The following is a 10,896-nucleotide window of genomic DNA, read 5'->3' as shown; positions in this document are numbered from 1 at the left end:
TCTTTGGTACCCAGAGCCGCCGGGCAGATGCCCTTCGAGTTCACGTCCTCGCCGTTCTGCTCGGTCGAGTACTTCGACACGACCAGCGGACGGCCATAGGTCGGTGACTTCTTGTCCATGTCGACCTTGGTGGCCCAGTTCACGACCGGATCGTACTTCTCGGCGACGAGCAGTTCGCCGGTGGTGCGATCGAGTGTGTAGCCGAAGCCGTTACGGTCGAAGTGCGTCAGGAGCGTGCGATCTTTGCCGTCGAACTTCTGGTCCGTGAGGATCATCTCGTTGACGCCGTCGTAGTCCCACTCGTCGTGCGGGGTCATCTGGTAGACCCACTTGGCCATGCCAGTGTCTACGTCACGACCCCAGATGGTCATGGACCACTTGTTGTCGCCCGGACGCTGCTTGGGGTTCCAGGTCGAGGGGTTGCCCGAGCCGTAGTACATCAGGTTCAGCTTGGGATCGTAGGAGAACCAGCCCCAGGTGCAGCCGCCGCCGGTCTTCCACTGATCGCCTTCCCAGCTCTTCAGCGAGGAGTCCTTGCCCACCGGCTTGCCAAGATGGGTCGTCTTCTCGGGGTCAACGAGGAGCTGATCGTCCGGGCCGACCGAGTAGCCGCGCCACACCTTCTTGCCCGACTTCAGGTCGTAGGCGGTGACGTGGCACTGCACGCCGAACTCGCCGCCGGAGATGCCGACGATGACCTTGTCCTTAACCGGCAGCACGTGCGCGGTGTTGGTCTCACCCTTGGATGGGTCGCCGTTCTTGACGGACCAGTTCACCTTGCCGGACTTGGCGTCGAGCGAGACGAGCGTGGTGTCGGCTTGGTGCAGGATGATGGTGCCGTCGGCGTAGGACAGGCCACGGTTGACCGTGTCACAGCACATCACCGGGATCACGGACGGATCCTGCTTGGGCTCGTACTTCCAGACGATCTTGGCGCCCTGGTCGAGATCGAGCGCGTAGACGATGTTCGGGAAGGGGGTGTGGACGTACATGATGTTGCCGACGACGAGCGGGGAGCCCTCGTGGCCGCGCAGCACGCCGGTCGAGAAGGTCCAGGCGACCTGGAGGTTCTTGACGTTGTTGGCGTTGATCTGGTCGAGCTTGGAATAGCGGGTGTTGGCGTAGTCGACCGTCTGAAGCACCTGCTCCGCCGGATTGGCGATTCCCTTCAGGACGCTTTCGTTCGCGAGGGCCGGGGTGGCCACTGCGAGACCCGCACCGAGTGCGAGGAGATGTGCCGCTCTCATGGATTCCTCCGCTTGGAACCCACACCGGCGGACAGGAACGTGCCGACGGCGCGAATTTCCGTGCACTACGTGACCGTTATGACCGGTCTCTTTCAGGGGACGGCCTCTGCTGAAGACAAATCTGCCGTCAACCGCTCTAGGGGGCATACTCCAGAAGGAGAGTGCATCCCAGTCCGGCCAGCCGAAGGCTTTAAGGCATTATAAGACAGATGCAATAAGAAAAACGTAAGTGCGACACAATAATTTGGCATGTCGCACTGCAACAGAGCATGATAATAGGCCCGGATAAATAGAATTATCCAAGACGATATGCCAAAATATCATAAGATCTTTATATGAAACCGCTGGCTTCTGAACGTCCTTTCATCGTTGACACCGCCCGGCCGCCCCCAATATGTTTTTCATGCGACTAGATGGGGAAATTCTTCTGGAAGTACCGCTCTCGAAGGAACCCATTACTGATACGGCGGGGTCTGATGGCCTCGCCGTTTTTTCATATCAAGGCCTGACCTTCGTCTCATCGCTGTAACAAGTGTGATGAAGCCAGCCCAACCTGCATGCCGCATTTTAGGCCTTTAGTCCTGCAAAAAACATTCTGGTCGCAGGCAAAACGTCAGCCAAGACCATAAGTGCAGAAGCCTTGTCCTCCCGTCAAGCAGTGGGAAAGTTTGGCAATGATCTCATAAATGACAACGGTTTAGTATGCCAATTTACCTTGGATAAACTGGGAGATTTTGGCAATTTTGGTTTGACCGGCTGGCAAGCAGCCACAGGAATGTTTACCGCAAGGTCCGGTGCCTGGCTGCAGCACGGCGCTCTTTTCGACTTGTCAGTTTGTGGATCAGGAAAACGGATCCAACCGGATCGCTCGATAGCCGGCTAGGAGGCAGGTGCTGACGCGATCGATCGTTGCCGCTTTCAGCATCATGATGTGCCCGGGATAGAGCGAGAATTGTGTTCCTCATGAAAAGGATGTGATATTTCAGCTTTACCCCTCATCGATGTGCACTATAAACGTCGATATCGATCAAAATCGAAATAACATCCTATGATTTAGGAAATAAACCCGCTCGCGAGACGCAACGATGACCGGTGTGGATGCCGCTGCTTTAGATATTATCGAATTTTTTGCTCTATCTGCGCTAATTTTGCGGCGATAAATGACATCAATTTCGACGTTCGCCATTTGTGTGTCTATAGAGTTAATCTGGCCGGCTGGCGTGGCCTCTTTCATCGGATCAATTGCCTCCCTTCTCTTTTGCGGCTGCGGCTTGATCCCACCGATCTTGATAACGTTCGGACCATCGCAGGCGTCATGTCCAAACTGCACCGCTTTGCGGCATCTGGCTCAGCTGAGGTGTCGGTATCGCCAGCGGTCCTGCGTTACCTGGCCACCAGAGTCGATACGCGCACACCGCGACGAGGTTTCGAGGCCATCGTGGTGCGCGGTGACCGGGGCGGGCGGCAGCGCCTGATGTCAGCGAGCATGGTGATGGCGCTCACCAACAAGAAGGGCGCCTAATATGCGAAGCGCATCAGCTTACGGGCGCCGCCGAGCTTTCCTCAACTGCCGGGCCTGGTTCTGAACCATTGTCGTGGGCGTGCAGGTTGCAACCCCTGCCGCGGCCAACGCACCGCGTCGGGGAAGCGTCCGGCAGGGGGGCCTGTTCGTTCGGAGTGGCCGACGCAGCCCACACCGCAACGCAGCAGCGGATCGCGGCCATCCATGCCAGCAGTGCGCTGCATCGAGACTTCGACACGAACTGCAATGGCATCAACGAGCCGTTCGAAATCGCGGCCTATCAGGCACGGATCGAGGCGGGGCTCCGGACGCCCAAACCCACGCGCGCCGCCACCACAGCGTCAGGCCGTCACCGCGGCTGCCCCGGGCCCATTTTTGCTGCTAAACTGCCGAGACAACGTTGCAGACATCTTCGTGCGGGTAGGATGTTGCGATCAGTCACAGTTACGCAGGAAAACTTGCCGTAGGCCGAGTGCACTCGAATGTTTGCCCGATCCGCCATCATCAGGGTGGGGAAGGGTCCCACCAAGTGCATGCAAGACTTGAAGAGGAGTGGAGATCAGGCTAGCAACAAGCATACGGGCATTACTTTAGGCACAAACATGCCGGCATAATTGCCTGCATGTGACTTGGGCTTAGCGATGAGGTTCGATCGCCAAGACGGTCCGCAGCGCCTTTCGGTCGGTCTTACCGACGCTGTTCGTTGGCAACACATCGATGCCCCGGATCTCGGCAGGGACGTAGATGCGCGCGAGAGAGCCCTTCACGAACGCCTTGAGAGCGGGCTCGTCGAGTCGTTCCCCCTCTTTCAGAACCACGAAGGCGATCGGCACCTCGCCGAGATCGGCGTCCGGTGCACCCACCACGCAACAGTCGCGGATGGCCGGATGGGTCGTCAGGTGACGCTCGATCAGGGCGGGCGAGATGTTCTCGCCGCCGCGGATGATCACGTCCTTTATGCGACCCGTGATAGACAGGAAGCCGTCCGTGTCGAACCGCCCGAGGTCGCCCGTCCGCAGCCAGCCGTCGACGATCGGCTGCTCCGTGCTTCCGAGATATCCAGCCATGAGGGCGGGCCCCGAGATCCGGATCTCGCCCTCGCTTCCGTGCGCTGCCTCAACGTTGGTGACGGGATCGAACAAGCGGACGGTCTGGCCGGACAGCACCGTGCCGATCGTACCGATTTTGCGATGTTCGGGCGGATTCATCGTCGAGGTGCAGGTCGCCTCCGACAGGCCGTAGGAGACGAGCAGCGGTACGCCGAAAGCCGCCTCGATCTGCTGGTGAAGCGTCGGCGTGATCGGTGCCGAGCCGCAGCGGAGGAAGCGGAGCGTCGGAAACCGTTCGCCGGGTTCGAGATGCGGGAGCATCCGCGCGTAGATCGTCGGTACGCCGGTCATGTAGGTCGGCCCGTCGTTCCGCAGCGATTCGATGACCGTCTCCGGCTTGAAGCGGTCGTGGAGGATCAGGCTGGCGCCGGCCAGAAAGGGAACGATCAGTTGATTGTTGACGCCGTTCGTATGGTAGAGCGGCATGACGTGGAGGAGGCGGTCCCGCGGGTTCGTGCCGGTGTGGCGTAGGACCCCGTCCGCATTGCAGATCAGGCTGCCGTGACGCAGGACGAGGCCCTTCGGGCGGCCGGTGCTGCCCGAGGTGAACAGCAGCATCGCGCTGTCGTCGCTGCTCAGGCCGTCGTCCATGAAAGCGCCGCCGCCGTTCAGGGTGTTCAAAGCCCGCACCGAAGGGCAACGGGGCGATCGATTGGCGAAGCGGTCGATCAGACTTTCATCGACGACGAGGTGGCGCATGCCGACGGTCTCCGCCTGCTCGGCGACGACCTCGGGCGCGAGTCCGGGTTCGATGAAGCAGACGCAGGCGCCTGCCTGCATCGCACCGAAATATGCGGCGATCGCGGCGATGCTCTTCGGCGCGATGAGGCCGAGCTTGGCGCCGCGCTCTATGCCCCAATCGTTGATGCCCGCGGCGTAGCCGTCGATCAGCCGACCCAGTTCGGCATAGCTAAGGGCTTCAGGTCCGGCGATGGCCGTCCGGCCGGCCTGCGCATGCTGCGCGATCGCCTCTCGCAGGCGCGCGCTGATCGAGTCCGTCATGCCCTCGCTCCTCTCATTAAGGTTCTTGTGTCAGCGCAGGCGGATCGCCGCATCGCGTTCGAACCGGGCGTCGTGGTCGAGGGCGGCGAGTGCCTCCGCTTCGGTCGGGGTCGGCGGCGGCGTCGGCTCCGCGCCGTCGGCCTCGAAGCGGAACCCGGTCCGATCCCGCACTTCGTCGAGACTTGCCTCCGGATGCCAGGAGGCCAGGACGAGGCGCCCGTCGCGTTTCGTGAAGACGGCGATCGGCGTCACCACGCCGTGCATACCGCCGGAAGCGGTGACGAAATCCAGCGTTTCGACCAAGGTCCGGCGCGAGTGCTCGGTTCGCCAGGTCACCGCCCGGCGGGCGGTCGGCAGCATCACCGCGCCGCCCCCGCCGCCCGGCAGGCGCACCTTCGGGGCGTGCCAATCGCCGATGCAGGAGACGTTGGTGCGTCCGAGCCCGTCGACCTGGGCCGCGCCGAGGAAGCAGAGGTCCATCTTCCCGCGGGTGCAGAGGTCGTAGAAGTCCTCGTTGGCGAAGATCGAGCGGGAGCCCTCCGCCAGCACCGGGTCGGAGGAGGAGATCGGAACCATCGACGGGCTCGGATCCACGCCGCCCGCCACGTTGATGTAGGTGAAGGCGAACGGGTATGCGCGCTTGGCCAGCAGGCAGGCCAGCATCGGCAGGGCCGAGTTGACGCCGCTGAAGGTGATCTCGTTCGGCCGCACGAAGCGGGCGAGGTTCGTCACGACGTAGGAGAAGGGAGACCACTCAGACATGGGCCGCCTCCCGCGCCTCGGGCGCCGCGTCGAGATGGGCTTGGAGCACGCCGGGAGCGTCGTCCATGTAGGCCTCGACCGCCGGGTAATCGACCGCATAGTGCGGCCAGCATGAGCCGGGCCAAGCCCCGTCGGGGACGATGCTGACGGCCTCGACGAGGAAATGGGGCACGAGTGTCAGCTCCGGCTGTTCGCGGAACGAAGCGCTCGACGCGACGCGCTCGGCGACGACGAGGACGCGCTTGGCCGACCGGCTCATGATGCGATCCCAGTGCGAGGTTCCGTAGACGCGCACGTCCCCCTCCTCGCTGACCTCGTTGGCATGGATGACGGCGAAGTCCGGGGTGATCCGCGGGATGACGTAGACCGTCTCGCTGCTGCCGTAGGGGTCCTCGACCGACTTCCAGCCGTTCAGGGCGGGCAGATCGGAGCCGTGAATCCCGCCGCAGGGCATGAAGGGCACGCCGAAGGCCGCCGCGCGCAAGCCCGCGGTGAGGCTGGCGCAGGCATGCTCCTCAAGGCGGATCTGGCCGGTTTCGACCGCGCGCCGATACCACGGTGCGAGGCCGAAATTGCCCTCCATCGCGACGATGCCGGCGCGCGCCCGGCCGAGCGCCCCGGCGCGGCAAAGGATGTCGATGTCGTAGCCGGGGGATTGTTTGATGACCTCCAGGTCCCTGCGCCCCTGGCGGATCAGCTCACGCACGAGGGCGAAGGGGCCGCGGTGCAGGAAGCTGCCGCCGAGGGCGAGCGAGCTACCGTCGGTCACGCGGGCGGCAAGGTCTTTGAGGGAGACAATCTTCGGTGTGCCGAGACTCACGGGCGCTTCTCCCGATGCGACGATGTTTGGGCGCGGTAGGCGCCGATGCGCTCCTTGAGCCCCGGACGGGCGGCGGAGGTGACGAGGTCGGCGAGGTCCTGCGCCCGCGTGTCGGCCGTGGTCGCGCCGTAGAGGGCCGCGGCCGCTTCGGGCGAGAGCCGGCACGCCGCCTCGACGGCGTTCGCGACGGCCTCCGGCCATTCCGCGACCGGGACGCGGCCCGTCAGGAAGCCGTCCTGCAGCGCCTCGTCGGCATCGAAGACGAGGCCGTCGCCGAGGACCGCGCGGGCGCGGGCTTCGCCGACGCGCCCGGCGTAGCGGCGGGTGCCGAGGACGAGGCCGAAAGCGAGGCCCGGCATCCGGAAAGTGGCGTCCGGATCACCGATGCGGCGCCCGCAGGAGCAGATCAGATCGACGCCGGCGCCGAAGTTGCGCCCCTGCACCAGCGCCATCGTCTCGAAGGGCGCGTGACGGACGGCCTGCAGCAATTGCTCGACGAGGACGAAGCGCAGAACCAGATCGCCCTCGGACTGGTCCTCGTAGCCGCCGAAATCGAACCCGGCGCTGAAGTTGCGGCCGTTGCCCTTGAGCACGAGCAGGCGGATACCGGCGCGGCCGGCCTCGGCGACCTGTTCGAGAAGGGCCTCGACCAAAGTGGCCGAGAGCGCGTTCATCTTATCCGGCCGATTCAGTGTGAGGATCAGGGTCGGGCCGTCGCGCTCGACGAGAAGCTCGCTCATCGCGGATCCTCAAGCCGTCCGGGCCAGGGCGGCCACCGGCTGGTCGGCTCCGAAAACGTCCTCGTTGTGCTCGCCGAGAGCCGGCGGATCCCGGTAAATCGGAAATCCTTCGCCGGAGAACCGCAAGGGGGAGATGAAGGTGCGCGTCTCCACGCCGGACGGCAGCCTCACCGGCTGCACCCAGCCCATATGCGCGACCTGCGGGTCGGCGAGCGCCTCGGAGTAGCTGTTGATCGGCGAGCAGGGCACGCCGGCCGCGCGGAAGCGCGCGAGAAGCTCCTCGCAGGTGTAGTCCGCGAAGAGCGTCTCCAGGATCTCGAGAAGCTCGACCTGGTGCTGCGCTCGCAGGACCGTCGAGGCAAAGCGCGGGTCGTCGGACAGGTCCGGGCGCTCGATCGCATCGCAGGCCGAGCGATAGAGGGCGTTGTTGCCCGCCGCCATCGCGAAGTAGCCGTCCTTGGCGCGAAAGGCTTGGTAGGGGGCGTTGCGCGGATGCGCGGAGCCGAGGCGACGAGGATCGCGACCGCTGCCGAAATACTCGCTGGTCTGGAGCGCGCCCATCGCCAGCGAGGCGCCGAACATCGAGGCGTCGATATGCACGCCCCGGCCGGTGGCGCGTGCCTGCAACAATGCTGCCGCGACGGCGTAGGCCGCGTAGAGCCCAGTGCCGAAATCCGAGATCGGCACGCCGCACTTGACCGGCGGTGCGCCGGGCTGGCCGGTCACGCTCATCACGCCGCTCATCGCCTGCAGGGTCAGGTCGAAACCGGCTTCCTTCGAGCGCGGCCCTTCCTGCCCGTAAGCCGAGATCGAGCAGTAGACGAGGGCGGGCCGGTCGGCGCTGACGGTCGCATAGTCGAGGCCGAGACGCTGCATGACGCCTGGGCGGTTGTTCTCCAGCACGATGTCGGCGGAGCGGATGAGGTCCCGCGCCCGCGCGTTGTCGGCCGGATCCTTGAGATCGAGCGTGACCGAACGCTTGTTGCGGTTCAGCGAGGCGAAGTTCTCGCTGTAGCCCTCGCTGATCGGAGGCCAAGCCCGCATGGTGTCGCCACCGTCCGGGTGCTCGACCTTGATGACGTCCGCGCCCATGTCGGCGAGGAGCATGGCGCAGAACGGACCGGCAGCGACGCTGCAGAACTCGATGACCCGGATACCGGAAAGCGGTCGCAAAGCCTTACTCCTTCGATCAGGCGAATTCGGCGGTCGCGCCCGAGGGCGCGTGGCCCTGAGCGACTCGCGGCGCGTGGTGTGACGAGAGGGTGATGGGATTGTAGCCAAGCGCCCGGGACAGGCTGCGGGCCACGTCGACGACGACATCACTGTAGCGGCGCAGGGCGGCCGGGTTCAGGCGGTCGGCCGGGCCGGAGATGCCGATCGCGGCGCCGGGACGCCCCATCGCATCGTGGACGATGGCGGCGAGCCCGCAGACACCCTCGCGCCACTCGCCGCGATTGATCGCGAAGCCCTGGATCCGGACCTGTTCGAGCTCGCGGCGCAGGAGGTCCAGGCTCGGGATCGTCCGGGACGTGTGGACCTGAAGCACCTCCGGCAGCTGCGCCAGCGCCTCCTCTTGGTAGGCAAGAAGCGCCTTGCCGGAGGCGACGCAGTAGGCCGGCGCGCGACCGCCGATCGAGGAATAGGCCCGCACCGGGTGCGGGCTCTCGATCTTGTGCAGGTAGATGACGTCCGCCTTGTCGAGGAGCGAGAGGTGGATCGTCTCCTGCGTCCGCTCGGCCAGCGCCCGCATGTAGGGCTCCGCGACCTGCCGCACGTCGATGCGGGCCAGGACGGAACTCGCCAGCTCGAACAGCTTCAGCGTGCACTCGTAGGTGCCGGCCGGTGTGGCGCGCGCGTAGCCGGCGGCGACCAGCGTCTGCAGCGTGCGGTGCACGTTGCTTTTCGTGAGGTTCAGGGAGCGGGCCAGGTCGCTGACGCCGCGCGGCGCCTCGCTGCCGGCGAGATGCTCGAGAACCGTCAAGCCTTTGATCAGCGTGCTGTCCATCGTTCCACTATTCGATACAGCGTTCCACAGAAAGCTAGTGCCGAATGCCGAGGCGCGTCAAGGCCGCAGACCGGTCAACTGGCAGAATCCTTACGAAGATTGCTAGGCAGCCAAACAAACGCGAGTACTATGCTGCAATTTTTCGATTGACGAAGAATGGCCCCATTCAATAGCGTAGTGAAAGATGAAACGGCGTTCCATATAATAGAACACTTAGATGCTGTTCATCGACTCCGGCGAAGGCCCGGATGACAACCACCCCAATGTCGGGAGAGGGAACATGGACGCCACGGTGAGAACGCCGCCGACGAAGAAGGACGTTTTCCGCGTCGTCAGCGGCAACTTCCTCGAAATGTTCGACTTCATGGTCTACGGCTTCTATGCCGCCGCGGTGGCGAAGGCCGTGTTCCCCAACGACAACGAGTTCGTCTCGTTGATGCTGTCGCTGGTGACGTTCGGCGTCGGCTTCCTGATGCGCCCGCTCGGCGCGATCGTGCTAGGCGCCTACATCGATCGGCACGGACGACGCGCGGGCCTGGTCGTGAGCCTCGCGATCATGTCCGTCGGCGTCGCCCTGATCGCCTTCACGCCGACCTACGCCTCGATCGGCATCGCCGCCCCGATCCTCGTCCTGATCGGACGCCTGCTCCAGGGCTTCTCGGCGGGCGCCGAATCCGGTGGCGTGTCGGTCTACCTGTCCGAGATCGCCACTCCCGGAAACCGCGGCTTCTACGTGAGCTGGCAGTCGGCGAGCCAGCAGGTCGCCGTCGTGTTCGCCGCCGTGATCGGCGTCACCTTGCGCGGCCTCCTCACCGAGGAGCAGATGCTCAGCTGGGGGTGGCGCATCCCGTTCCTGATCGGCTGCCTGATCATCCCGGTGCTGTTCTGGATCCGCCGCTCGATGCAGGAGAGCGAGGATTTCGCCCAGCGTGCCAAGCACCGTCGTGTCACGCTCGGCGAGATCTATCGCTCGCTCCTCCAGAACTGGGCGATCGTCATGAAGGCCGTTCTGCTCGTCACGCTGACGAGCGTGTTCTTCTACATGATCACGGCCTACACGCCGACCTACGCGCGCCAAGTGCTCGGGCTGAGCGATCAGGACAGCTTCATCGTCACGGTCTGCGTCGGCCTCGCGAACTTCGTATGGGTTCCCGTCATGGGCGCGGTGTCGGACCGCGTCGGCCGTCTGCCGGTGCTCCTGACCTTTTCGGTGCTGATCGGCGTCACCGCCTACCCGGTCATGGCCTGGCTCGTGTCCGACCCGTCCTTCGGCCGGCTTCTGGCGACGCTGATGTGGATGTCGTTCCTCTACGGCGGCTACCAGGGCGTCATGGTCGTCACGTTGACCGAGATCATGCCCGCCGAGGTGCGCGCCACCGGCTTTTCGCTCGCCTACAGCCTGGCCCAGGCGATCTTCGGTGGCTTCACGCCAGCGATCTGCACCTACCTGATCCATGCATCGGGCAACAAAGCGATGCCGGGCCTCTGGCTCGCCTGCGCCGCGATGTTCTCGATCGTGGGCGCGCTGACGCTCTACCGCAATGCGCATATCGCGCGGCGCTCGACTGCATCCGCGAGCCTCGCCTGATCGATCGCGCTGACGGCGCGAGCGGGCCGCGAGGCTTTTGCGAATGGCCTGGGCGGAAACGGTTCCGCCCGGGCGTCGACCGCCGAGAACGTGTCGTCGTT

General features: G+C 64.4%; 9 protein-coding genes. 2 read left to right on the top strand and 7 right to left on the bottom strand.

What is annotated here, in order from left to right:
• Positions 1-1,247: lanthanide-dependent methanol dehydrogenase XoxF1 (gene xoxF1, locus BY998_RS18175; RefSeq protein WP_110353008.1), on the bottom strand; the 1,247-nt coding region annotated here is incomplete at its 3' end.
• Positions 1,248-2,562: 1,315 nt separating this feature from the next.
• Here xoxF1 and BY998_RS24015 point away from each other — a divergent pair.
• Positions 2,563-2,769, top strand: a complete 207-nt coding sequence (locus BY998_RS24015; RefSeq protein ID WP_146221799.1) for a hypothetical protein — start codon at positions 2,563-2,565, stop codon at positions 2,767-2,769.
• 635 nt (positions 2,770-3,404) lie between these two features.
• On the opposite strand, the gene BY998_RS18170 is transcribed toward BY998_RS24015, so the two are convergent.
• Genes BY998_RS18170 through BY998_RS18145 form a run of 6 tightly spaced genes read right to left on the bottom strand, consistent with a single transcriptional unit; the run spans position 3,405 to position 9,207 of the window.
• Positions 3,405-4,880: an AMP-binding protein gene (locus BY998_RS18170; RefSeq protein WP_110353007.1), complete on the bottom strand. Its 1,476-nt coding sequence runs from the start codon at positions 4,878-4,880 to the stop codon at positions 3,405-3,407.
• 30 nt (positions 4,881-4,910) lie between these two features.
• The gene (locus tag BY998_RS18165) at positions 4,911-5,642 is read right to left on the bottom strand and encodes a CoA-transferase (RefSeq protein WP_110353006.1); all 732 of its coding nucleotides are present in this window, start codon (positions 5,640-5,642) and stop codon (positions 4,911-4,913) included.
• Positions 5,635-6,462, bottom strand: a complete 828-nt coding sequence (locus BY998_RS18160) for a CoA-transferase (protein ID WP_110353005.1) — start codon at positions 6,460-6,462, stop codon at positions 5,635-5,637. Before BY998_RS18160 ends, BY998_RS18165 begins: the two co-directional genes overlap by 8 nt.
• Complete coding sequence (locus tag BY998_RS18155) at positions 6,459-7,202, bottom strand: enoyl-CoA hydratase/isomerase family protein (protein WP_110353004.1); 744 nt, start codon at positions 7,200-7,202, stop codon at positions 6,459-6,461. The genes BY998_RS18160 and BY998_RS18155 overlap by 4 nt, the downstream gene beginning before the upstream one ends.
• Positions 7,203-7,211: 9 nt before the next feature.
• Positions 7,212-8,375 (bottom strand): CoA transferase, encoded by a 1,164-nt coding sequence (locus BY998_RS18150; protein ID WP_110353003.1) that lies wholly within the window; start codon positions 8,373-8,375, stop codon positions 7,212-7,214.
• Positions 8,376-8,391: 16 nt separating this feature from the next.
• Positions 8,392-9,207, bottom strand: coding sequence for an IclR family transcriptional regulator (locus BY998_RS18145; protein WP_110353002.1), 816 nt, complete (start codon positions 9,205-9,207; stop codon positions 8,392-8,394).
• A 280-nt stretch (positions 9,208-9,487) separates the two neighbouring features.
• On the opposite strand from BY998_RS18145, the gene BY998_RS18140 reads away from it, so the two are divergent.
• Complete coding sequence (locus BY998_RS18140) at positions 9,488-10,795, top strand: MFS transporter (protein ID WP_110353001.1); 1,308 nt, start codon at positions 9,488-9,490, stop codon at positions 10,793-10,795.
• The last annotated feature ends 101 nt before the right edge of the window (positions 10,796-10,896 follow it).

This window comes from Methylobacterium sp. B4 (assembly GCF_003201865.1).
GTDB lineage: Bacteria > Pseudomonadota > Alphaproteobacteria > Rhizobiales > Beijerinckiaceae > Methylobacterium.
Note: the sequence above shows the minus strand (reverse complement) of the source record. Positions and strands in the feature narration are given on the sequence as shown.

Coding starts and splice junctions, on each gene's coding strand:
- BY998_RS24015 (WP_146221799.1), top strand. CDS start 2,563: ATGTCCAAACTGCACCGCTTTGCGGCATCTGGCTCAGCTGAGGTGTCG.
- BY998_RS18140 (WP_110353001.1), top strand. CDS start 9,488: ATGGACGCCACGGTGAGAACGCCGCCGACGAAGAAGGACGTTTTCCGC.
- BY998_RS18145 (WP_110353002.1), bottom strand. CDS start 9,207: ATGGACAGCACGCTGATCAAAGGCTTGACGGTTCTCGAGCATCTCGCC.
- BY998_RS18165 (WP_110353006.1), bottom strand. CDS start 5,642: ATGTCTGAGTGGTCTCCCTTCTCCTACGTCGTGACGAACCTCGCCCGC.
- BY998_RS18170 (WP_110353007.1), bottom strand. CDS start 4,880: ATGACGGACTCGATCAGCGCGCGCCTGCGAGAGGCGATCGCGCAGCAT.
- BY998_RS18155 (WP_110353004.1), bottom strand. CDS start 7,202: ATGAGCGAGCTTCTCGTCGAGCGCGACGGCCCGACCCTGATCCTCACA.